This is a genomic window from Micromonospora sp. M61 (assembly GCF_018070245.1).
In the GTDB taxonomy this organism is placed as follows: Bacteria; Actinomycetota; Actinomycetes; order Mycobacteriales; family Micromonosporaceae; genus Micromonospora; species Micromonospora zamorensis.
Map to the genome: position 1 here is coordinate 88,114 of NZ_JAGPYA010000015.1, position 21,758 is coordinate 109,871.

Below are 21,758 nucleotides of genomic sequence, written 5' to 3' on the forward strand. Positions count from 1 at the left end.
CTGGCAGCCCGCGGGATGGTCGCCGTTCTCGCACGTCAATAGCGTTTCTGGTGCGCGCAGTTCTTGCCGATGACACGGAAAGAGGCCACCAGAATGCCGGACTATCCGGGACAGACAATCGAACCGGCGGTACGCGTCGAACAACTCACCCGCGTGTACGGCGCCGGCCGTAACCAGGTGACTGCGCTTGCGGGCATCGATGTCGGCTTCGACAGGGGCACCTTCACCGCGGTGATGGGGCCCTCGGGCTCCGGCAAGAGCACGCTGCTGCAGACGGCGGCCGGGCTCGACCGGCCCACCTCCGGTCGGGTGGTCATCGGCGGCACCGAGCTGTCAGGGCTGTCCGAGACCCGCCTGACCGAGCTGCGTCGTACCCGGATCGGGTTTGTCTTCCAGGCTTTCAACCTGATCGGCGCGCTCACCGTCGAGGAGAACATCGTGCTGCCCCTGCGCCTGGCCGGCGTCCGTCCGGACCGGGCCTGGCTGACCCAGGTGGTCGAGCGGGTCGGCCTCGCCGACCGACTGCACCACCGGCCGGCCGCACTCTCCGGTGGCCAGCAGCAGCGGGTGGCGATCGCCCGGGCGCTGGCCACCCGCCCCGAGGTGATCTTCTGTGACGAGCCCACCGGCGCGCTCGACTCGCGGACCGCGGCGGAGGTGCTGACGCTGCTTCGCGCAGTCGTGGACGAACACGGGCTGACGGTGGTGATGGTGACCCACGATCCGATCGCCGCGTCGTACGCGGACCGCGTGCTCGTGTTGGCCGACGGTGCGATCGTCGCCGACCTTCCGCAGCTCGGAGCCGCCCGTATCGCCGAGCACCTGGCATCGCTGGATCGGCGGGTCCTCCGATGATCGGGCTCGCCGCCCGCCTCCTGCGGCACCGGGCCGGCCCCGCCGCCGCGACCCTGCTGGCCCTGATCGTCGGCGTGCTGATCCTGGTAGCGATGGGCACCCTCGTCGAGTCCGGGCTGCGGTTCCGCCCGGAGCCACGGCTCTGGGCCGCGGCCGACGTGGTCGTCGCCAACCGCACGGTCAGCCACACGTTCAGGGAGTTCGACGGCGAAACCACCACGAGCACCGTCATGCTGCCCGAGGGCGGCACGGTGGACGCGGCGCTGGTGGACCGGATCCGCCAGGTGCCGGGCGTCGCGGCCGTCACCGGCGACGAAGGGGTGCTGATCGGCTCACCCGCTGCAGTGGGACACGGCTGGGACACGTACGCCTTCACCGGTCGTCCGATCGCCGCGGGTGGCGCGCCACGGGCCGACGACGAAGTGCTGGTCGACACCCGTCTCGGCGTGGCGCCGGGCGACCGCATCGACCTGGTCGTCGGCGGGGTCGGCCGGTCGTACCGGGTGAGCGGAACCGCCGAGACCGGTTCGGCGGCGGTGTTCTTCACCGACGCGCAGGCCGCCCGGTTGTCCGCCCACCCGGGCCGGGTGGATGCGATCGGCGTGCGGATGGTGCCCGGCGCCGACGTCGGCGCCGTACGCGAGATCGCATCGGCGGCCGGCGCCACGACGTACGGCGGGAAAGACCGTGGGAACGTCGAGCAGTCGGAGAACCAGGCCGCCCAGACGTTGCTGGTCAGCGCCGGATCGGCTTTCGGGGGGTACGTCGTCCTGCTGATCGTCTTCGTGGTGGCCGGCACCATCGGGCTGTCCGTCCGGCACCGTCGACGTGACCTGGCGTTACTGCGCGCGGTTGCGGCCACGCCGGGGCAGGTGCGCCGCATGCTGATCGCCGAGGCCGCGCTGCTCGCCCTGATCGGCTCTGCGATCGGCGGCCCGGCCGGCCTGCTGGCGGCCCGCTGGGTGCACGGCGAGCTGGTCGGGCGGGGGTTCGTGCCGGAAAGCTTCCCGATGGTCGGCGGCCTGTTCGCGGTGCCGGCCGCGATCGGTACGGCGGTCCTCGTGGCGGTGCTCGCCGCGTTGGTCGCCGCACGCCGGGTGACCGGGATCAAGCCGATCGAGGCGCTCGGCGAGATCGCTGTCGAGCATCGGCGTAGCGGCCGGGTGCGGCTGATCGCCGGCGTGCTGACGCTGGCGGCGGCCGGCACCTCCGGGGCGTTCACGCTCGGTGCCGCCGGGTCGACCGGGGCACTGGCCGGCGCGGTCGGCATGCTGTACCTGTTCGTCATCGCGGTGGCGCTGCTCGCACCGAGGATCAACGCGTACGCGGCACGCCTGCTCACACCGTTGTTGCCGCGGATGTGGCGGGTCAGCGGCTATCTGGCTGCGGCCAATCTGCGGGCCAACGCGCAGGGCATGGCGACCGTCCTGACCGCCCTCGTGCTGTCCGTGGGGTTCGGCGGCTCGGTCTGGTTCCTGCAGACCAACCTGGAACGGCAGACCACCACGCAGAGCAGCGCGGGAACCCTCGCCGACCGGGTGCTTGTCGCTCCGGGTGGGCTGCCGGCGGACGCGGCGCGGGAGATCCGCGAGTTGGCCGGGGTGCAGGCGGCCACCGGTGTGCACCGTACGCAGGTGGTGGTGCGGGCGCTCGACGGAATCGAGCCGGTCAGCGCGCAGTCGGTCGACCCGGCGGGCATCACGGCGACGATGGACCTCGCCGTGCGCGAGGGCAACCTGGCCGACCTGCGCGCGGGCACTGTCGCCCTGTCCGCGACGCAGGCGTCCTCGTCCGGCTGGGACGTCGGCGATCAGGCGAAACTCTGGCTGGGCGACGGCACCCCTGTCACGTTGGACGTCATCGCGGTCTACGACCGTGGCCTCGGATTCGGCGACGTCACGCTGGCCGCCGAGACGGTCGCCGGGCACACGGCCGGGAATACCAACGACGAGATCCTGGTCAGCGCCGGCCCGGAGGCCGACACCGCATTGGCCACCTGGTCGGCTGGGCGACCAGGCACCGAGGTTCTCGACGCCGCCACCCGTACGCGCCTGATCAGCACCGATTTGGCGCTCGGTGCCTGGCTGAACCGGCTGCTGATCGGCGTGATGGTGGGCTACGCGGCGCTGGCGGCGGCCACCACGATGGTGATGGCCGCGCTGGCCCGCCGCCGCGAGTTGGCGTTGCTGCAACTGGTCGGGGTCACCCGCCGTCAGATTCGACGGATGGTCCAGGCCGAACAGGCCGGGCTCCTCGGCAGCGCGGTGCTGATCGGCGCGACGATCGCGGCGCTGACCCTGAGCGCGATCGTCAACGGACTGACCGGCAGCCCGATCCCGTACGTCCCGCCGCTCGGTTGGGTGGCGGTGCTCGGCGGCACCACTCTGCTGGCGTTGGCAACCACTGTGTGGCCCGTCCGCCGGCTGCTCGGCGCTCCTCCGATCGACAACATCGGTGTGAAGGAGTAGACGTCGCGGCTCGAACATGGACGACCGTGCCGCCTCCGCGTACGTCGCTGGGGCAGCACGGTCGGCTCTGGCTGATGCCGGCGCCCGTCCAGGGACCGTCAACCCCAGGCGCACCCGACCTGCTCCCACGACACCGGCCATGACCAGCCGCCCTCACTGACGCTGCGCCCTATCAGGGCAGATGCGGACGCACGGACCGGCGGCTGGATCCGTCCTCATTCGATCAGCTAAGTTGTGCAGCCATGACTACCGGGACGGCATCGCGCCACGCACAGGTTGGTGACCCGGTGCCCTTCTGAGCGCCGTACGGGCCGGTACCGGCCCGCTCACGGATCGAGATTCCTGCACTTCCGCGCGGGCTCCACCTCCGTCGTGTTGACCAAGGCTCTAGACCTCAACGACGACAGGAGAAGTCATGCCCACCAAAACGCTGCACATCCCCACTGCGGACGGCCAGGCCGACGCGTTCGCCGCGCTCCCCGACGCTGGCGGGCGACGCCCAGCAGTGCTGATGTACCCGGACGGCTTCGGCATCCGGCCCGCGCTTCGGCAGATGGCCTGTGAACTGGCCGAGCACGGATACTACGTGCTCGTCCCCAACATCTTCTATCGACACGGACCGGCACCCCTGATCGAGCTCCCCGAACACATCGGAGACGAAGCCCGGCCGGCGATTTTCGCCGAACTCATGCCCATGATTGAAACGCACACCGCCGAACGGACCCTGAGCGACGCCGACGCCTATCTCAGGTTCCTCACCACCCAACCCGAGGTCAGTACCGGACCGGTCGCGGTGACCGGCTACTGCATAGGTGGCCTCATGGCGGTACGCACCGCTGCGGCCCACCCCGGCCAGGTGGCTGCTGTTGCCGGATTCCACGCCCCCGTAGGCGCCGACGGCCCGGACGTCCTCTCCAAGCTCACCGCCCAGCTCCACTTCGGTCACGCCGAGGGCGACATAACCCCTGAGGCCCTCAAGGAGCTCAACGAGGTTCTGAATGCCTCGGGCGTCAGCTACACCTCCGAGATCTATCCCGGCACCATCCATGGCTTCACCATGTCCGACACCGACGCATTCAACCCGGCCGCGCTGCAACGCCACTGGGACCGCCTGCTGTTCCTGCTCGGCAACACCCTGCCCACCAGCTGATCGTTGAGTTGTTCTGGGGTCAGGCTGCCCGAGTCGGCGGGCTGGCCCCAGCAACGTTGTCGTTCGCTGCAGATGCAAAGAGGCTCACCACCCACCTCGAACCAGCGCCTCGAACGATCGGCGGCAGATCCGGATGGTCGGTGACGACACCCGGGGCTCCGGATCAGCAGCCGAGCCGCTTGCTCGACAGGGCGATGTCGTCAATCCAGAGGTCGAACTCCCCCGGTGTCGTGCCGCCCTGGTAAAGCTGCCAGCCGATCTTCACCGTGTCGACAGTCGGCAGGACGAAGGGAACATCGTTGCCGCCGTGGTCACTCGTGGAGGCCGTCAGCTCCGGGTTCGCCACGCCATCGATCCACACCGCGACGCGGTTGTCCGCGGCGTCCATCTCCCACTCGAAGCACTGCCAGGTGTCCTCAGCGACCGGGGCGGACTCCCGCCAGTTGGTCCAGTCGCCGGTCGGACCGCCGTCGGCGCCGACCCCCCAGAAGGTTCCGGGGACCGTGGGCGCGTACTGGCCACCGACCGGACGGACGACCTCCGCGCTGCCGGTGCCGGTTGCTTCCACCAGCGTGAAGTGCGCCCAGTCCGGGGCCGTGGGGAAGGCGTCGACGCGCAGGCGCATCCGTCCGTAGAAGCGGTTGCCCGGCGCGGCGAAGTCGTCGACGCGCAGGAAGGCGCGTCCGTTGTCAACAGTGTGGATGTGCAGCACCTGGTTGCCACGACGGGCACGTTCGACGGTGAGCGTGCCGTGGCGGGTGTCGACGCCCCAGTTCAACGTGCTGGGCCCCCCGGGAGGCAGTCGCTCGAAGTCCTCACAGAAGAGCAGGCCACTGCGGCACGAGGGCGGAGAGGCCCCCGATGCTCCGGCCGGAACGCTGCCGACGGCGGCACCGAGAATCAGGGCGGCGCTGAACACTGCGAGAAAACTGCGCATCGTCATCCTCCAAGACGGCTGGTGCCCCACCACAGGGGCCGGGCCAGCAGGAACACCGCCGCATCAACCCCCACAGTATCGATGAACGTCATTATATGTGAGGGGGTTGGCTTCGGTCGGCCGGCAGTGGATTCCCACCAGGAGCCGGCAAGCGTCCGGTCGACCATCGTGGACCGGGGTCCGACCGGCCGCGACGGCACCCAGGCCCGGAGCAGGTGACTCCGGGCCTGCCCGGCACCCGTCGCCCACTGTCACGACGCGCCTCGCATCCAGCTCCAGACCCAGCGCTCGGTGCTCGTCGGCCCAGTAACTGACCCCACCCGTTCGACCGGGGCTGGTAGCGTCCGCCGAACATGAAGATCATGGGGGAAACATCGATGAACCGAACTCGACTCGTCCTGACTGGCTTGGCCGTTGCGGCGGCGATCGCAGTGTCCGGCTGCGATCCGCAGCCCGAATCTGAGGGCACCGCAACCTCGCCGTCCCCGGCGGCCTCGAGCGCCGCCCCGACCGGCGGTGCGGCCACCACCGCGGCCAGCACCGCCGCCAACGACGCTGCCACAGTGAAGGCCTGCGCCGACATCAAGAAGGACATCAAGGACAACGCAGCCAAGGTCACCAAGGCTGAAAAGATCGGCCCGCCAGCCGGGCACTTCGCGGTCAGTGCCCAGTGGGCCGCCGGCTCGGTCGCGATCCTGGCGCACGCGATGGGTGCCAACGAGGCAGTCACCGCCGCCTCCGAAAAAATTCAGAACGAGATGATGGGCCTGAGCGACGCGTACAACAAGTCCGCCGACGCCAAGCCCAGCAAGAAGGCCCTGGAAGCCGCCATCAAGGAGCTGGACACCGCCTGCTCGGCCGCCTGACCGGTTCGACCACGCAATCGGCGGTGACCGTCACCTGGACGGTCACCGCCGATTCGTGGACTGATCCTCGGCTACGGCCCCATCGAGACGGAACGGCTGCCTGAGAAATTCCGGCTGCTAGCCCGCCGCTTCTCGGCTGGGACGGGGAGGCGGGCGGTCAGGTCCGGCGGTGTGAGATCCGTTTGACAATCCGGGCTCGGACGGCCCGGATTGTCACCGCCTACGCCGGTTCGCGCACACCGCCGTCGCCCCCGCCGTCATCCGGCATCGGTTCGACAGGGGCCTGCGGCAGTTCGTCGGGTGTGTCCGGCAGCAGCTCGCCGGCGTCGTCCGGTGCGGGTTCACGCGGGTCGATGGGCGGATACTGTTCGGGGTCGAGGTCCGGTCCAGTCATCCAGCGAGTATCCGTCACATGCGGGGCTGCCGCTCGTGGGACCGAAGGGCCACGCCCCGCCGAACGTCGGACATGCGGGGCCGGACACACTCGTGTCAACCTGTGGGGCCGCCACCGGCGGTGCTGATGACCGCCATCATGACCAGGGTGCGCTGCCGCCGCCGGGTCAGCAGCGCGAAGCAGGCGGTGAGCGCCACCAGATCCAGCTCGGCCCACTCGCCGGTGACGTCGACGCGGATCGGCCCGCCCGCCCGGCCGGGGAGGCGCACCGCGAGCCGATGCCCGTCGCGGACCAGCTCACCGCCGCAGCGACCGGGCGCCCAGCGCGTCACCCCGCCCGGCCCCGGCACGTGTGACCGGCTCGGGTCGAGCCGCACCGCGGCGCCGTGCTCGGCCCGCGCTGTGACCCCGATGCGCCGGCGGTCGGTCGGCTCGACCGTCCAGAGGCCCGCGTCGGTTCGGATCTCGCCGCATCGCCAGGTCCAGCCGGTGGTACGCAGCCAGGCGCGCGGCCCGGCACCGGAGTCGAGGACGAAGGCGCCATGCTGCTTGCGTACGGTCAGCGCGGTCATCGGTTCAGCCCTTCCCGGCGCGGCCGGGCAGGCCGAGGATGAGGACGACGCCGACGCTCAGGTGCAGCAGCGCGAGCGCCGCCTTCGCTCCCCCACCGACGCCGCTCGGCGGCCCGATCAGCAGTGACAGCAGCAGGACCGCGACCGCGATCGAGGTCCACCAGACGCGCGCCCGGTTGGTGAGGTGTTCCAGCACCGCGAGTATCGCCCAGCCGAGCAGTGCCGCGACGGCGGCGGCCACCACGACCGCGGCCAACGTGATCTGCCGGGTCGCGTCCGGGGTGCCGGCCGCCAGGTCGACGCCGGCCGCCGAGTGCAGGATCGCGAACTCCGCCGCCGCCACCAGGATCGCACCGGCCGCCACCGCGGCTCGACGCAGGAAGAGGTTGTTCGTCATGCCCCGAGTCTGTGGACCGGCCCGGGTCGGGCACGTCGGTCCCGACGCCGCGGCGCGTACACCCGTCGGCGACGCCGCGTACTACCAAAGGAGGTGGCCCTGCCCTCCGCGAGCCCATTAGCCTGCGCTGGTGGATGCGGCGACGTGCGACGTGGACCCGCCGCGGACGTGGCGTTCCGTCCCGGTGGGAGCGGCGACCGTGGCGATGGGCGTGCTCATCGCGACCGTGCTGTGGTCCGCCACCCGCTCCGGGCCGACCGCCCTGGTCCGCGCCGATGTCGCGCTGGCGGTGGCCGCCCTGGCCCTCGTCCCGGTGGTCGTCCGCCGCCCGGAGGTCGCTGGTGTGCTGGCCGGCCTGCTGGTGGCACTGTCGCCGGTGGCCACCCCGGTGGCGAGCTTCGCGGTGCTGTTCACCGCCCGCAACCGGCCGTTCCGGCAGGCCGTGGTGGTGGCGGCGGTCGGCGTGGCGGGCGAGGCGGTGCAGGCGGTGTGGCGGCCGATACCCAGCCTGCCATACGGGTGGCGGCTGGTGCTGATGACGGCCGCGTACGCTGCCCTGCTGGGCTGGGGCACCTGGGCGCAGGCTCGTCATGCCCTGCTGGCGGCACTGCGGGACCGGGCCTGGCGGGCGGAGCGGGAGCAGGAACGCCGGGTCGTCGAGGCCCGGGCGGCCGAGCGCAGCCGGATCGCGCGGGAGATGCACGACGTGCTGGCCCACCGGCTGTCGCTGCTGGCAGCGGCCGCCGGCGCGATGGAGTACCGGCCGGACGCGCCACCCGAGCGGCTCAGCGCCGCCGCCGGGGTTATCCGCGCCAGCGCGCACCACGCCCTCGACGAGCTGCGCGAGGTCATCACGCTGCTGCGCAGTGACGACGCCGAGGCGCCGGGGGACACACCACCCGGGCAGACCCTCGCCGATCTGCCGCGCCTGGTCGAGGAGGCCCGGGCCGCCGGGCAGCACATCGAGGTCGACGAACCCCTCGGCCCACCGGTCGAGGTCCCCCCGACGGTCGGCCGCACCGCCTACCGGATCGCGCAGGAGGCGCTGACCAACGCCCGCAAGCATGCCGCCGGGCAGCCGGTCCGACTAGCCCTCGGCGGGGCGCCCGACTCCGGCCTGAGCATCACGGTGAGCAACCCGACCACACCCGACAGCGGTGCCACCGGGCACGACGGCGCGGGCCTGATCGGTCTCGCCGAACGGGCCGCCCTCACCGGTGGCCGCGTCACCCACCACATCGACGCCTCGGGTCGGTTCCACCTCACCGCATGGCTGCCGTGGTCGAGGTGACGGGCCTGGTCCGGGTCGTCATCGTCGACGACGACCCTCTGGTACGGGGAATGCTGACGATGATGCTGGACGGCGCTGACGGGATCGTCGTCGTGGGCGAGGCCGCCGACGGTGCTGCGGCGATCACCGCAGTGGACCGGCACATGCCCGACGTGGTGCTGATGGACATCCGGATGCCCGGCGTCAACGGCATCACCGCCACCGAACGCCTGCGCCGCCGCGCCCGGCCGCCGGAGATCATCGTGCTCACCACGTTCGACACCGACGAGGATGTGGTGCGGGCGCTACGGGCCGGGGCCAGCGGCTTCCTACTCAAGGACACCCCGCCGGAGCAGATCAGCCAGGCCGTCCGCGCCGTCGCCGCCGGCAGTCCGATGCTGTCGCCGGGCGTCACGCGCCGTCTCATGCAGCGGGTCGCGTCCGGCGCCGAGTCCTACGAGCACGCGCGTGGCCGGCTGGCCCTGCTCACGCCCCGGGAACGTGACGTCGTACGGGCCATCGCGCAGGGACGCTCCAACGCCGAGATCGCCACCGAGCTGCTGATGAACGTGACCACAGTGAAGGCCCACGTCTCGCACATCCTGACCAAGCTGGACCTCGACAACCGCACCCAGATCGCCCTGCTCGCCCATGACGGCCGGCTCGCCTGAGCAGGAGGTCAGGCCATTGCGCGGACGCGGTCGGGCGCGATGGTGAGCAGAATCCGCGTCTGGTCCCGGCCCATTCGCACGATCGCTGAACCCGACCCCATGATCAGAGTGGCGGTTGACCTGCGGTTGCGCTGACCTGGTCCGGCAGTTCCGGGCCAGACGCCCGGTCGCCGCCGTCTCGCAGCCGGATGGAATGCCATGCCGCGCGTACGTGGCTGCGCATGACCGACTCCGCCCAGTCGGGGTCGGGCGCGGCCAGGGCCGCCACCAGTTCGTGGTGGTGAGCGAGGCTACGGCGCAGCGCGTCCGGGCTGTAGCGGGAGAAGGTACGCCAGACGAGCGGCATCTGGATCACCGATGAGACGACGCCGGCGAGTCTGCTGTTGTCGGACGCCTCAAGGATCATCCGGTGGAACCGGTTGTTCAGCTCGGTGAGCTCGTCCACATCGGTCGGTCGTCCGTCTGGAGCCACCTCGTCCATCCGGTGGGCCAGCGCGTCGAGCGCGTCCACGTCGATGGCGCCCGTGGTCGCCGCCAGTCGACAGCCCCACGGCTCGAGCACGGCCCGCAGGCTGAAGATTTCGTCGAGATCGTGGATGCTCCACGCCTGGACCTGCACGCCACGGTTGCGTTCGTGGCGGACCAGTCCCTCCGCGGTCAGCCGTCTGAGCGCCTCCCGGACAGGCGTGCGACTCACCCCGAACGACTCGGCCAACTCGCCCTCGCGGAGCCACGCGCCGGCCGACCGTTGCCCGGACAGGATCTGTTCCCGGATCAGTCGATAGGCGTCGTCGGCGGCGTGGCCATTGTCGGCCTCCCGCGGTGGCGTGTGGTCGCTCATGATGCTCGGCACCGTAGCAACACGGCAGGTTGTATGCAATCTTCCTGCAGGCCATTGACACCGGAGGAGCACGGGCCTACTTTCCCAGCACAACCTGCTGTAACGACAGTCACAGACCTGTGAATTGCATGCAAAGAGACGTTGATTGAGGGGTTCATGAGCACTCCACTGCCGCTTGACGACATCCGGGTGATCGAGCTCGGGCAGCTGCTGGCGGGGCCGTTCTGCGGTCAACTCCTGGGTGACTTCGGCGCGGAGGTGATCAAGGTCGAGGACCCGGGTCAGGGCGACCCCATGCGGCAGTGGGGGCGCGAGAAGCCGTACGGCAAGTCGCTCTGGTGGCCGGTGGTGGCGCGGAACAAGAAGTCCGTGACCGCGAACCTGCGGGCCGAGGAGGGTCAGGATCTGGTACGCCAGCTCATCGCGCGGGCGGACGTGTTGATCGAGAACTTCCGGCCCGGCACGTTGGAGCGCTGGGGGTTGGCCCCGGAGCGGCTGTGGGAGATCAACCCCGGCCTGATCGTCACCCGCGTGACCGGCTTCGGGCAGACGGGCCCGTACTCGTCACGTGCCGGATACGGATCGGTCGGCGAGGCGATGGGCGGAATTCGGTACGTGACCGGCGACCCCGATCGCCCTCCGGCCCGGGCCGGCGTCTCTCTGGGAGATTCGCTGGCGGCAACGTTCGCCTGCCTGGGCACCCTGGTGGCGCTGCACCAGCGCGGACGCACCGGTCGAGGCCAGGTGGTGGACTCGGCCATCTACGAGGCCGTTCTGGCGATGATGGAGTCACTCATCCCCGAGTACCAGATCGCCGGCTACCAGCGGGAGCGGACCGGAACGACCCTTCCGAACGTGTCCCCGAGCAACGTCTACCCGACGGCCGACGGCGAGATGGTGCTGATCGCGGCGAACCAGGACACGGTCTTCCGCCGGCTCGCCGAGGCGATGGGACGGGTGGAGCTGGCCACCGACGAGAAGTACGCCACCCACGGCGCCCGAGGCCGGTGGATGGAGCAGCTGGACGGCCTGGTCGCCGAATGGAGCTCGACGCTGGCGGCCGACGATCTGCTCGAACGGCTGCACGCCAAGGGCGTTCCGGCAGGCCGCATCTTCAGGGCCCGGGACATGCTCGAGGACCCGCACTTCGCCGCGCGGGAGGCGATCGTCCGGCTGACCCACCCCGGTCTCGGGGAGTTCGCCATGCACAACGTCGTACCCAAGCTCTCTGACAGCCCGGGCCGGGTCCGGCACGTCGGCCCCGAGCTCGGTGAACACAACGAGGACATCTATCGCGACCTGCTGGGGCTCGGCGACGACGCGATGGCGTCGCTGCGTTCTGCCGGCGTCATCTGAGGAGGAACCATGACCTACCGACTCGGTGTGGACGTGGGGGGAACGTTCACCGACATCCTGCTGATCGACGAGGCGACCGGAGAGACCTACCGGGCCAAGACCTCCTCCACGCCCGAGGACCAGTCCATCGGGGTGCTGCGTGGCATCGAGCGGGCCTGCGAGGCCGCCGGCGTGCCCATGTCGGACATCACTGAGGTGTTCCACGGCACCACGGTCGCCACGAACGCGATCCTTGAGGGCAAGGGCGCCCGGGTTGGGCTGGTCACCACCGACGGCTTCCGGCAGGTGCTCCAGATCGCCCGTTCCTTCGTGCCAGGTGGCCTGGCCGGCTGGATCATCTGGCCGAAGCCGGAGCCACTGGCGGCGCTGGAGGACACCGTGGAGGTCGTCGGCAGGATCGGCGCCGACGGCGCGGTGGTGACCGACCTCGACGAGGCTGACGTCCGTACGAAGCTGCGCAAGCTCCGCGCGCAGGGCATCGAGGCGTTGAGCGTCAGCCTGATCAACTCCTACGCCAACCCGCAGCACGAGCGCCGGGTGGCCGAGCTGTCCGCGGAGGAGCTTCCGGGCGTACCTGTGTCGGTGTCGTCCTCGGTGTTGCCGGAGCTTCGCGAGTACGAGCGGACCATCACCACCGTCGCGAACGCGGCCGTGCAGCCGCAGGTGGCGCGCTACGTGGCCAACCTCGAGGCGCAGCTGCGCGAGTCCGGGGTGGACGGCCGGCTGTGCATCCTGCGCAGCGACGGTGGTCTGGTCTCCGCAGCCGTCGCCGCGGACAACCCGGTGAATTTGCTGCTGTCCGGCCCTGCCGGCGGGGTTACCGGCGCGACCTGGGTGGCGGAGCAGGCCGGCTACCCGGACTTCCTGACCTTCGACATGGGCGGCACCTCCACCGACGTCGCCCTGGTTCAGGGGCTCACGCCGCGGGTGGGTCGGGAGACCACGGTCGGGGACCTCAAGGTCCGCGCCACCTCCGTCGACGTACGCACCGTGGGTGCCGGTGGCGGATCCATCGCCCACGTACCGCCGTTGACCCAGGCGCTCCGGGTAGGGCCGCAGTCGGCCGGCGCCGCACCCGGTCCTGCCGCGTACGCGGCGGGCGGTGAGCAACCGACGGTGACCGACGCGAACGTGGTGCTCGGCTACCTGCCCACCGAACTGGCCGGTGGCGAGATCACGCTGGACCGTGCGGCGGCACGAGCGGCGGTGAAGTCGATCGCCGACGCCACCGGGCTGGAGTCGGTCGAGGCCGCCGCCGCCGGCATCATCGACATCGTCAACGAGAACATGTTCGGGGCGTTGCGGCTGGTGTCGGTGCAGCAGGGCTTCGACCCGCGCGACTACGCACTGGTGGCCTTCGGTGGCGCCGGCCCGTTGCACGCCAACGCTCTCGGCAGACTGACCGGGGCCTGGCCGGTGATCATTCCGCCGTCGCCGGGAGTGCTGTGCGCCTACGGCGACGCGACGACCAATCTGCGCGACGAGTCAGTGCGGACGTTGGTGCGCCGCTTCAACGAGATGACCGACGAGAGCCTTCGCGGGGTGCTCGCCGAACTCGCGAGCAAGGCGTGCTCCACGCTCAGCGATCAGGGCGTCCCCGAGGATGAGCAGCACGTCGTCTACTCCGCCGACCTGCGCTACCACGGACAGGGTTTCGAGATCCCGGTGGCAGTCGACATCGACGCCTTCGACGGGGCCGGCGGTGGGCTGGCCGCCCTGCGGTCGGCGTTCGACGCCGATCACCAGCGGCTGTTCTCCTTCGTTCTCGATGCCGAACACGAGCTGGTGACCGTCCGGGCCACCGCTCACGGTCCCCGGCCCCAGGTCGCCGCGCCCGAGCTGGAGCATGGTGACGCGGACCCGAGCCCCGCGATGCGGGCCCACCACCGCATCTGGGTCGAGGGCGCGGAAGTGGAAGCAGGCATCTACGACCGGGCCCTGCTGCGAGCGGGCAACGTCGTACCCGGTCCGGCGATCATCACCGAGATGGACTCCACCACCCTCGTTCTGCCCGGGCACACGGCTGCGGTGCACCCGAGCGGCAGCCTCCTCATCCGCCCCGCCGACACCCACCGGGAGAACTGACCATGGCACGCCTCATCGAGACCGCTACCGGACCGCTTCGCTCCGTGGATGTCGACCTGGTCACCATCGACCTGATCGAGAACGGGCTGCGCAACGCCCGCTACGAGATGGACGAGGTGCTCTTCCGGACCGCGCTGTCACCGGGGATCCGTGAGCAGCATGACGAGTTTCCGCTGATCGCCAACCCGGACGGCAAAATGATGGTGGGACAGTTCGGCCTGTCCATCCCCGACTTCCTGGAAAATTTCGACGGCGACATCGAGGAGGGCGACGTCCTGCTGACGTCGGACCCCTACTCCTGTGGTGCGGCGATCAGCCACGCGAACGACTGGCTCGTGGTGCTGCCCATCTTCTTCGAGGGCCGCATCGTGGGTTGGGCGGCGATGTTCGGGCACATGTCCGACGTCGGTGGCAAGACACCGGCGTCGATGCCGACCGATGCCCGCACCATCTTCGAGGAGGGCGTGGTCATCCCGCCCTTCAAGCTGTACCGCAAGGGCGTGCTCGCCGAGGACCCCCTGCGGATCATCCTCAACCAGGTGCGAAAGCCCGACTGGAACCGTGCCGACCTCAACGGCATCGTCGCGGCGTGCCGGACCGCTTCCCGTCGGGTCCAGGAGATGTGCGCCCGGTTCGGGGTGGACACCTACAATTCTGCGCTCGACCAGCTCCTGGACCGCAACTACCGGGCGATGAAGGTCCTGCTCGGAGCGGTCTTCAAGGAGGGCGAGACGCTGTCGTTCACCGACTACATCTGCGACGACGGTCTCGGCTACGGCCCCTACGAGCTCAAGCTCAGCCTGACCCGCACCGGTGACAAGGTGCTGCTGGACTTCACCGGCAGCAGCCCGCAGGCGCAGGGTCCGATCAACTACTACATCAACGAGAACCTCGTCCGGATGTTCTTCGGCATCTACATGATCACCGTCGCCGACCCGCAGATCCTCTGGAACGACGGCTTCTACCCGCTGGTCGACGTCACGATCCCCGACGACTCGTTCTGGAAGCCCAAGTATCCTGCCGCCCTCAACGCGCGTAACCACGGGATCGGTCGCGTCTTCGACCTGTTCGGCGGCCTGCTCGGTCAGACGAACCCCGGGCTGCTCAACGCGGCCGGTTTCTCGTCATCGCCGCACTTCATGTATTCGGGCACCTACGGGCCGGGTGAGCGCAAGGGCGAGTGGTTCCAGCTGTACTCGATCGGATTCGGCGGGGTTCCCGGCCGGCCGGTGGGCGACGGCCCGGACGGCCACTCGCTGTGGCCGTCGTTCGTCAACATCCCGTGCGAGTACCTGGAGTCCTACTATCCGCTGCGGATCGAACGCTGGGAGACCATCGCGGACACCGGTGGCGCCGGGCTCCATCGCGGCGGGAACGGCGTCGACGTGGCCTACCGGTTCCTGGAGGCCGGCACGATCGCAATCCACGACGACCGCTGGCTGACCTATCCGTGGGGGGTCAACGGTGGCGAGCCCGGTGCGCGCGGCCGCAAGTGGCTCGAACGCGCCGACGGCGGCACCGAGATCCTGGGCAGCAAGGTGCACGACGTGCCGGTAGCTCCCGGGGACGTACTGCACTTCGTCACCTGGGGTGGCGGCGGGTGGGGCGACCCGCTCGCCCGCGACCCGGAACTCGTGGGCCTCGAGGTCCGCCGGGGCCTGGTCAGCCCCACAGGGGCCCGCCGCTTCGGCGTGGTCTGCGACGAGGCCGGCACCGTCGACGTCGCGGCCACCGAGGAGGTACGGGCCGAGCTGCGCCAGGGACGTCCGGACCCACTGCCCACGTTCGACATGGGACCGCCGATGGAGACCATCCTGGACCGGTGCCTGGAGGAGACCGGTCTTCCTGCTCCTCGGCCACCTGTCGCCCGATGAGCCCCGTGCCGGACAGCAGCGACGACGGATTCGGGGGCGCGCTCCTGCCCGGCGCCCGTCCCGCGGTGCTCGTCATCGACCTGATGCGGGCCTACTTCGATCCGGCCAGCCCACTGTGCCTGCCGTCCGCGGACTGCCTGCAGTCGGCTGGCCGGGTCATCGCCGCAGCCCGCGACCACCGGGTTCCCGTGCTGCACACCCGCGTCGCGTACGGGCCCGGCGGTGTCGACGGAGGCCTGTTCGTCCGGAAGGTCACCGCCCTTCAGCAGCTCTTCTCCGGCGGTGGCGCGATGGGTGAGCTGATGCCGCAGGTCTCCCCCGCCGAGGATGAACTGGTGCTGGTCAAGCAGTACGCCAGCGCCTTCTTCGGCACGTCGCTGGCCTCCACCCTGCGGGCGGAGCGCATCGACACCGTCGTGCTGGTCGGCGTGAGCACGAGCGGTTGTGTCCGTGCCACGGCGGTGGACGCGATCCAGCACGGCCTCGTCCCACTGGTGGTCTCCGAAGCGGTGGCGGACCGCGCCCCCGGCCCGCACGAGGCGAGCCTGTACGACCTGCAAGCCAAGTACGCCGAGGTGATCAGCGAGGCCAGGGCCGTCGCGTACCTGTCGGAGGAGCGATGACAGTCATGGTCGACATCGTCGAGGTCTCGCCCCGTGACGGCCTGCAGAACGAGGCGACGCTACTCACCACCGCCGACAAGGTGGAGCTCACCGAGCGGGCGGTACGCGCGGGAGCCCGGCGAGTGGAGGTGACCAGCTTCGTCAATCCCGCCCGCGTTCCGCAGATGGCGGACGCGGACGAGCTGATGGCCGCGCTCCCCCGCCACGACGGCGTCCGATACGCGGGCCTGGTGATGAACCGCCGCGGCCTGGACCGAGCTCTGGCTGCGGGGGTCGACGAGATCAACGTCGTCGTCGTGGCCACGGACACCTTCTGCGGCCGCAACCAGGGCATGACCACCGCCCAAGCCTGTGACACGGCCGCGGTGCTGGTGCAGGCGGCTCGCGAGGCAGGGGTGTTCACGACGGTGACAGTGGGTGCCTCGTTCGGATGCCCGTTCGAAGGCGAGGTCCCGCCGAACCGGCTGCGGGAGGTGCTCGCCCGGGTGCGGGACGTGGGACCGGACGAACTGGCCCTCGCCGACACCATCGGAGTGGCCGTACCCTCCGACGTCACCGAACGGCTGACGCTCGCCCGGGAGATCACGCAGTCCCGCACACCGCTGCGGCTGCACCTGCACGACACACGGCACACCGGCGTGGCCAACGCGGTCGCGGCAGTCCAGGCGGGCGTCACCACCCTCGACGCCAGCATCGGCGGAACAGGCGGGTGCCCGTTCGCGCCTGCGGCGACCGGAAACGTCGCCACCGAGGATCTCGTCTACCTCTTCGACCGGATGGGGCGGCCCACCGGCCTGAATCTGGAGGAACTCACCTCGGCCGTCTCCTGGCTGGAACGGAGGCTCGGGAAGCAGCTCCCCGGCGCTCTGCTCCGGGCGGGCGGTTTTCCCGCCTGAGCCCGGCCCGGACGCTGGACAGCTGTCGCACGCCCGCCAGTGCGCCCCACCAGGTGGTGGGGCGCACTGCCGGCGACGACCTACCGGTTGCCGCCCTGGTCGTGTGGGACGGTGACGGTGACGGTGCAGCCGACCGGCCGTCCGATCTCGTCATGGCCGGTGTACGTGAGGTGGTACACCCGGTCCCCCGCGTCGCCGGCTCGTTCGGCCCGTAGCTTGCCGCTCGTGTCCGGCGTGCCAATGGCGAATCCGCTGACGTCCGCGGCGTCACCCCCGGTCACGCTGGCCAGGGTGAACGCGTTCGGGCCGAGCACCCCGTCGTGCAGGTCCACGGTGACGTTGACGTCGACCAGCTTGTGGTTCGGCGGCCACAGGACCGGTCGGTCCGGCACACAATCGAGCTGCCGTACGGGTAGTGGGTTCGCCAGGGTTGCGGTGGCGTGTCCGATGGTCGCGGTGAGCCTGCCGCCTGCTTCGTAGTACATGTGCGCGGTACGCCCGTCGAAGTAGAACGTCGGCGCGGCCGAGCGGCCGAGGTCGGGCGCGGCGGACATCGAGTCGTGCACGACGCCGAGGTGGATCTCCTGGTCGAAGTCCTGCCCGACGTCCACCGCGTGCATGTTGCCGTCGGCGGCGTGGTAGATCACCAGGTTGCGGTCGTCCCAGCGCAGGAAGAACGGTCCAGAGGCGTTCGGGCCTTCGATGCCCTGCGGAGTCACGATCGGTTCCGGCTGCATGGCCCAGGTCCGCGCGTCGTTGGAGACCGCCCAGCGGATCCGCCGCGACACTGGCCCGGTCGGTCCCGGCAGCGCAGCGGTCGGGTTGTCCATGAAGAGCATCAGGTACCGGGTGCCCAGGCGGGGCACGGACTGCTCGAACACCCGGGCGTACGAGGTCTCGCCGCCGGTCGTGTCGTCCCGGCTGACCGCCGTACCGCCGTAGCTGAAGTGGATGCCGTCGTCGGAGGTCGCGTACCGGGTGATGGAGTTCTCGCCGTGGAAGTAGAGGAAGAGCTTGCCCTCGCCCTCGATCCACACCGCGTGCGGCGAGGAGATGTGGCTGACCGTCGAGTAGTACGGCAGCCAGGTGTTGCCGATCAGGGGGTTGGCGACGTATTCGGTCCACGGACCGTTGATTGAGTCGGAGTACGCGAGGGCGATCCCACCGGGACGCTCGTGCGGTGCGTAGTACAGGTAGTAGGTGCCGAGCGGGTTGGGAAAGTAGTCGGCAGCCCGGATGACGCTCGGGAAGATGAACTCGTTCGTCGGGTTGTAGGCGAGGGTGCCCTTGTCGAACGCGGTGCCCTGGTAGGTGAACTGGGGGAAGTCGAGCGCGGCGTCGGCGGCTGCTGGCCGGGCGCCGGCCACGGCGGCGACGAGCAGGCCGGCACTGGCGGCCGCCAGGACAGCACGTCGGGACGACGGGGCGGATGGTCTCGTCATGCGGCTTCCTCTTCGGTCGGTCGGTCGGCTCGTCGGCACGAGCGGTGCGGAGTGACGCTGAGTAAGAACACAGGGGACACCGCTCGGCGGACACCTCTGGCGTCACCGAGCTAATACGTATTAGCATCTATGTTTCTCGAAATGTTGCGCGCTCGACCGCGTTTCTGTCAAGAGCGGCTCGCCGCCCTCCCGGTCCGCCCGCCCCACCGCCAACCAATCGGGAACCCGATCGCTAATGCGCATTAGTCCAGGGGGTTCATCTCCACGAAATGTTGCGGACACCCCTTGACACGTGCCGGCCCACCCACCAAGCTCCTTCCCAACACCGAGGCTAATACGCATTAGCCCCACCGGAAGGACCCGACGTGACCGCTCCCCCTCGACGCGTCACCCAGCGTGACATCGCGCGGATGGCCGGTGTCAGTCAGGCGACCGTGTCGCTGGTGCTCAACAATCGGACCGACGCCGAGGTCCGCATCGCACCGGAGACCCGGGACCGGGTGTTGCGGGTCATCGCCGAGACCGGGTACGCCGCCGACCCCGTGGCCCGCCGCCTCGCCTCGCGGTACAACCGGATCATCGGCGTCTTCACGTACGAGCCCGCGTTCCCCAGCGGCAGCCGGGACTTCTTCCACCCGTTCCTGCTCGGCATCGAGGACTACGCCGAACGGTTCGGCTGCGACCTGCTGCTGTTCACCAGCGCGCCGGTCGTGGACGGCCGGCGACGAATCTTCCACCAGGACAACCGGCTACGTCTGGCCGACGGGTGCATCCTGCTCGGACGCGAGATCGACGGCGCGGAGCTGCACCGGCTCAACCGCGATGGATATCCGTACGTCGCCGTCGGGCGCCGGGACGACGCCGGCGGCCCGGTCCCCTACGTCGGCGCCGACTACGCCTCGGCGGTGTCCCAACTCGTCGAGATCGCGCTGCGGCACGGTCACCGCCGCCTGACGTACGTGAGCGCGGGCACCACCGCGGAATCCTCCGAAGACCGGCGCCGCGGGTTTCATGCCACCGCGGCGACCGCGGAGAGCGCGGGGCAGATGTCGGCGCTGGCCAGCGAGGCCGACGCCACCATCGACACCCTGCTGGCCGACGGGACCACCGGCGTCTTCGTCGAGGACTTCGCCACGGCGGTCGCGCTGCAGTCGGCAGCCCGTCGGCGCGGCCTGACCGTGCCCGGTGACCTGTCGATCGTGACCCTCGGCGACCCGACGGTCGCGGTCCCCACCGACATCACGTTCACCGGATTCCGCATCCCCCGCGAGGAGATGGGCCGGCAGTCGGTCGAGGTGCTGACGGGCGTCATCGACGGCAGCGCGGACGGCGTCCAGCAGCGACTTCTCCCCTGCGAACTCGTCGAGGGCATCACCCTCGGCACCCCTGATCCGGCGGTTGACCGGCGCTGAGCGGTCGATCGCGCAACTGGAAGGAAAAACGTGGTACTCATGCGTACGGACGTCCTCGTCGTCGGGGGCGGACTGGGCGGCGTCGCCGCGGCACTCGCCGCGGCCCGGGCCGGCCGGTCCGTCATCCTGACCGAGGAGTTCGACTGGCTCGGCGGGCAGCTCACCAGCCAGGCCGTCCCCCCGGACGAGCACTCCTGGATCGAGCAGTTCGGCGCCACCGCCAGCTACCGGGAACTGCGTAACGGCATTCGCGACTACTACCGTCGTCACTACCCGTTGACCGAACGGTCCCGGGCCTGGACCGACCTCAACCCGGGTGCGGGTTGGGTGAGCCGGCTCTGCCACGAGCCGCGGGTGGCCGTCGCCGTCCTCGAACAGATGCTCGCGCCGCACCTCGGTTCGGGCCGTATTCGGGTGCTCCAGCCGTACCGGCCTGTGGCCGCGGAGACCGACGGGGACCGGGTGACCGGCGTTACCCTCGCGCACCGCGACCGGGACGAGCGGATCGACGTGGTCGCGCCGTACGTCCTGGACGCCACCGAGACCGGCGAGTTGCTGCCGCTGACGGGCACCGAGTACGTCACCGGGTTCGAGTCGCAGGCGGAAACCGGTGAGCCGAGCGCCCCGGCCGAGGCTCAGCCGTTGAACATGCAGGCGGTGTCCGTCTGCTTCGCCCTGGACCACGTCGACGGCGACCACACCATCGACCGTCCCGCGGGGTACGACTTCTGGCGCGACTACAAGCCCGACTTCTGGGGTGACCGGCTGCTGTCCTGGAAGTCACCGCACCCGCGCACGCTGGAGATCGTCGAGCGCAGCTTCACCCCCAACCCGGACGACGACCCGTTGAGCGTCAACGCCGACCAACGCCTCAACCCCGGCGACGGCAACCTGTGGACGTTCCGCCGGATCGCCGCGCGGCGCAACTTCACCGACGGCGCGTACGGCAGCGACATCACGCTGGTCAACTGGCCGATGATCGACTACTTCGAGGGACCGGTCATCGACGTCCCGAACGCGTCGTGGCACCTGTCCAAGGCCCGCGAGCTGTCATACGCGGTGCTCTACTGGATGCAGACGGAGGCGCCCCGGCCCGACGGCGGCACCGGCTTCCCGGGCCTGCGGCTACGCGGCGACGTGACCGGCAGCGCGGACGGCCTGGCCCAGGCCCCGTACATCCGCGAGTCCCGCCGGATCCGCGCCGAGTACACAGTGGCCGAGCAGGACCTGTCCCTGGCGGTCCGGGGCGACCGCGGCGCGGTCAGCTACCCCGACGCGGTGGGCGTGGGCATGTACCGGATCGACCTGCACCCGTCGACCGGCGGGGACAACTACATCGACGTCGGTTCGTGCCCGTTCGAGATCCCGCTCGGTGCGCTGATCCCGCAGCGGATGGAGAACCTGCTGCCGGCCGGCAAGAACATCGGCACCACCCACATCACCAACGGCAGCTATCGGCTGCACCCCGTCGAGTGGAACGTCGGCGAGGTCGCCGGCCTGCTCGCCGACTTCTGTCTGGCGCAGGGCGAGTCCCCGCGTGCGGTCCGCAACACCCCCCGTCTGCTGGCTGACTTCCAGGACCGCCTCACCGCGGCCGGCGTGGAACAGCGCTGGCCACAGATCGCGGGCTACTGAACACACCCCCGTAA

The 21,758-nt window shown here is 70.3% G+C and carries 19 protein-coding genes; 13 read left to right on the plus strand and 6 right to left on the minus strand.

What is annotated here, in order from left to right:
- Positions 1-93: 93 nt before the first annotated feature.
- The 3 genes from KBX34_RS11540 to KBX34_RS11550 all read left to right on the plus strand — a co-directional run bounded on the left by KBX34_RS11540 (position 94) and on the right by KBX34_RS11550 (position 4,473).
- Positions 94-855 carry an ABC transporter ATP-binding protein gene (locus KBX34_RS11540; protein WP_099855126.1) on the plus strand — a complete coding sequence of 254 codons (762 nt, stop codon included), beginning with the start codon at positions 94-96 and terminating at the stop codon, positions 853-855.
- Positions 852-3,323, plus strand: coding sequence for an FtsX-like permease family protein (locus tag KBX34_RS11545; protein WP_210924886.1), 2,472 nt, complete (start codon positions 852-854; stop codon positions 3,321-3,323). The genes KBX34_RS11540 and KBX34_RS11545 overlap by 4 nt, the downstream gene beginning before the upstream one ends.
- 415 nt (positions 3,324-3,738) lie before the next feature.
- Positions 3,739-4,473 carry a dienelactone hydrolase family protein gene (locus KBX34_RS11550; RefSeq protein WP_210924888.1) on the plus strand — a complete coding sequence of 245 codons (735 nt, stop codon included), beginning with the start codon at positions 3,739-3,741 and terminating at the stop codon, positions 4,471-4,473.
- A 163-nt stretch (positions 4,474-4,636) separates the two neighbouring features.
- On the opposite strand, the gene KBX34_RS11555 is transcribed toward KBX34_RS11550, so the two are convergent.
- Complete coding sequence (locus KBX34_RS11555) at positions 4,637-5,410, minus strand: hypothetical protein (protein WP_210793751.1); 774 nt, start codon at positions 5,408-5,410, stop codon at positions 4,637-4,639.
- A gap of 353 nt (positions 5,411-5,763) precedes the next feature.
- On the opposite strand from KBX34_RS11555, the gene KBX34_RS11560 reads away from it, so the two are divergent.
- The gene (locus tag KBX34_RS11560; RefSeq protein ID WP_210793750.1) at positions 5,764-6,276 is read left to right on the plus strand and encodes a hypothetical protein; all 513 of its coding nucleotides are present in this window, start codon (positions 5,764-5,766) and stop codon (positions 6,274-6,276) included.
- Between the two features lie 220 nt (positions 6,277-6,496).
- Here KBX34_RS11560 and KBX34_RS11565 read toward each other — a convergent pair whose 3' ends face one another.
- The 3 genes from KBX34_RS11565 to KBX34_RS33530 all read right to left on the minus strand — a co-directional run bounded on the left by KBX34_RS11565 (position 6,497) and on the right by KBX34_RS33530 (position 7,639).
- Positions 6,497-6,670: a hypothetical protein gene (locus tag KBX34_RS11565; RefSeq protein ID WP_210793749.1), complete on the minus strand. Its 174-nt coding sequence runs from the start codon at positions 6,668-6,670 to the stop codon at positions 6,497-6,499.
- A gap of 95 nt (positions 6,671-6,765) precedes the next feature.
- Complete coding sequence (locus tag KBX34_RS11570; RefSeq protein ID WP_210793748.1) at positions 6,766-7,242, minus strand: hypothetical protein; 477 nt, start codon at positions 7,240-7,242, stop codon at positions 6,766-6,768.
- Positions 7,243-7,246: 4 nt separating this feature from the next.
- Positions 7,247-7,639 (minus strand): DUF6069 family protein, encoded by a 393-nt coding sequence (locus tag KBX34_RS33530; protein WP_247671700.1) that lies wholly within the window; start codon positions 7,637-7,639, stop codon positions 7,247-7,249.
- A gap of 130 nt (positions 7,640-7,769) precedes the next feature.
- On the opposite strand from KBX34_RS33530, the gene KBX34_RS33535 reads away from it, so the two are divergent.
- Both KBX34_RS33535 and KBX34_RS11585 read left to right on the plus strand, forming a co-directional pair.
- A complete protein-coding gene (locus KBX34_RS33535) occupies positions 7,770-8,930 on the plus strand; it encodes a sensor histidine kinase (protein ID WP_210924890.1) in 1,161 nt (386 codons plus the stop codon).
- Entirely contained in the window at positions 8,909-9,580 is a 672-nt protein-coding gene (locus KBX34_RS11585; RefSeq protein ID WP_210924892.1) for a response regulator transcription factor, read from the plus strand. The genes KBX34_RS33535 and KBX34_RS11585 overlap by 22 nt, the downstream gene beginning before the upstream one ends.
- A gap of 103 nt (positions 9,581-9,683) precedes the next feature.
- On the opposite strand, the gene KBX34_RS11590 is transcribed toward KBX34_RS11585, so the two are convergent.
- Positions 9,684-10,421, minus strand: coding sequence for a GntR family transcriptional regulator (locus KBX34_RS11590; RefSeq protein ID WP_210924894.1), 738 nt, complete (start codon positions 10,419-10,421; stop codon positions 9,684-9,686).
- Positions 10,422-10,577: 156 nt separating this feature from the next.
- Here KBX34_RS11590 and KBX34_RS11595 point away from each other — a divergent pair, with 156 nt between their 5' ends.
- Genes KBX34_RS11595 through KBX34_RS11615 form a run of 5 tightly spaced genes read left to right on the plus strand, consistent with a single transcriptional unit; the run spans position 10,578 to position 17,255 of the window.
- Entirely contained in the window at positions 10,578-11,777 is a 1,200-nt protein-coding gene (locus tag KBX34_RS11595; protein ID WP_210924896.1) for a CaiB/BaiF CoA-transferase family protein, read from the plus strand.
- A gap of 9 nt (positions 11,778-11,786) precedes the next feature.
- A complete protein-coding gene (locus tag KBX34_RS11600; protein WP_247671701.1) occupies positions 11,787-13,862 on the plus strand; it encodes a hydantoinase/oxoprolinase family protein in 2,076 nt (691 codons plus the stop codon).
- Positions 13,863-13,864: 2 nt separating this feature from the next.
- Positions 13,865-15,736 carry a hydantoinase B/oxoprolinase family protein gene (locus KBX34_RS11605; protein ID WP_210793745.1) on the plus strand — a complete coding sequence of 624 codons (1,872 nt, stop codon included), beginning with the start codon at positions 13,865-13,867 and terminating at the stop codon, positions 15,734-15,736.
- Complete coding sequence (locus KBX34_RS11610; protein ID WP_141910122.1) at positions 15,733-16,359, plus strand: isochorismatase family protein; 627 nt, start codon at positions 15,733-15,735, stop codon at positions 16,357-16,359. Before KBX34_RS11605 ends, KBX34_RS11610 begins: the two co-directional genes overlap by 4 nt.
- Positions 16,356-17,255: a hydroxymethylglutaryl-CoA lyase gene (locus KBX34_RS11615; RefSeq protein WP_210924897.1), complete on the plus strand. Its 900-nt coding sequence runs from the start codon at positions 16,356-16,358 to the stop codon at positions 17,253-17,255. The genes KBX34_RS11610 and KBX34_RS11615 overlap by 4 nt, the downstream gene beginning before the upstream one ends.
- An 80-nt stretch (positions 17,256-17,335) precedes the next feature.
- On the opposite strand, the gene KBX34_RS11620 is transcribed toward KBX34_RS11615, so the two are convergent.
- Positions 17,336-18,697, minus strand: coding sequence for a hypothetical protein (locus tag KBX34_RS11620; RefSeq protein WP_210924898.1), 1,362 nt, complete (start codon positions 18,695-18,697; stop codon positions 17,336-17,338).
- 365 nt (positions 18,698-19,062) lie between these two features.
- On the opposite strand from KBX34_RS11620, the gene KBX34_RS11625 reads away from it, so the two are divergent.
- The gene (locus KBX34_RS11625; RefSeq protein ID WP_210924899.1) at positions 19,063-20,109 is read left to right on the plus strand and encodes a LacI family DNA-binding transcriptional regulator; all 1,047 of its coding nucleotides are present in this window, start codon (positions 19,063-19,065) and stop codon (positions 20,107-20,109) included.
- Positions 20,110-20,148: 39 nt separating this feature from the next.
- The gene (locus KBX34_RS11630; RefSeq protein ID WP_210793741.1) at positions 20,149-21,744 is read left to right on the plus strand and encodes an FAD-dependent oxidoreductase; all 1,596 of its coding nucleotides are present in this window, start codon (positions 20,149-20,151) and stop codon (positions 21,742-21,744) included.
- Positions 21,745-21,758: the final 14 nt, after the last annotated feature.

What these genes read in the sequence shown, in the direction of transcription:
- KBX34_RS11555 (WP_210793751.1), bottom strand. Translation starts at nt 5,410, where the DNA reads ATGCGCAGTTTTCTCGCAGTGTTCAGCGCCGCCCTGATTCTCGGTGCC.
- KBX34_RS11600 (WP_247671701.1), top strand. Translation starts at nt 11,787, where the DNA reads ATGACCTACCGACTCGGTGTGGACGTGGGGGGAACGTTCACCGACATC.
- KBX34_RS11605 (WP_210793745.1), top strand. Translation starts at nt 13,865, where the DNA reads ATGGCACGCCTCATCGAGACCGCTACCGGACCGCTTCGCTCCGTGGAT.
- KBX34_RS11590 (WP_210924894.1), bottom strand. Translation starts at nt 10,421, where the DNA reads ATGAGCGACCACACGCCACCGCGGGAGGCCGACAATGGCCACGCCGCC.
- KBX34_RS11595 (WP_210924896.1), top strand. Translation starts at nt 10,578, where the DNA reads ATGAGCACTCCACTGCCGCTTGACGACATCCGGGTGATCGAGCTCGGG.
- KBX34_RS11620 (WP_210924898.1), bottom strand. Translation starts at nt 18,697, where the DNA reads ATGACGAGACCATCCGCCCCGTCGTCCCGACGTGCTGTCCTGGCGGCC.
- KBX34_RS11615 (WP_210924897.1), top strand. Translation starts at nt 16,356, where the DNA reads ATGACAGTCATGGTCGACATCGTCGAGGTCTCGCCCCGTGACGGCCTG.
- KBX34_RS11585 (WP_210924892.1), top strand. Translation starts at nt 8,909, where the DNA reads ATGGCTGCCGTGGTCGAGGTGACGGGCCTGGTCCGGGTCGTCATCGTC.
- KBX34_RS11550 (WP_210924888.1), top strand. Translation starts at nt 3,739, where the DNA reads ATGCCCACCAAAACGCTGCACATCCCCACTGCGGACGGCCAGGCCGAC.
- KBX34_RS11570 (WP_210793748.1), bottom strand. Translation starts at nt 7,242, where the DNA reads ATGACCGCGCTGACCGTACGCAAGCAGCATGGCGCCTTCGTCCTCGAC.
- KBX34_RS11545 (WP_210924886.1), top strand. Translation starts at nt 852, where the DNA reads ATGATCGGGCTCGCCGCCCGCCTCCTGCGGCACCGGGCCGGCCCCGCC.
- KBX34_RS11565 (WP_210793749.1), bottom strand. Translation starts at nt 6,670, where the DNA reads ATGACTGGACCGGACCTCGACCCCGAACAGTATCCGCCCATCGACCCG.
- KBX34_RS11630 (WP_210793741.1), top strand. Translation starts at nt 20,149, where the DNA reads ATGCGTACGGACGTCCTCGTCGTCGGGGGCGGACTGGGCGGCGTCGCC.
- KBX34_RS11540 (WP_099855126.1), top strand. Translation starts at nt 94, where the DNA reads ATGCCGGACTATCCGGGACAGACAATCGAACCGGCGGTACGCGTCGAA.
- KBX34_RS11560 (WP_210793750.1), top strand. Translation starts at nt 5,764, where the DNA reads ATGAAGATCATGGGGGAAACATCGATGAACCGAACTCGACTCGTCCTG.
- KBX34_RS11610 (WP_141910122.1), top strand. Translation starts at nt 15,733, where the DNA reads ATGAGCCCCGTGCCGGACAGCAGCGACGACGGATTCGGGGGCGCGCTC.
- KBX34_RS33530 (WP_247671700.1), bottom strand. Translation starts at nt 7,639, where the DNA reads ATGACGAACAACCTCTTCCTGCGTCGAGCCGCGGTGGCGGCCGGTGCG.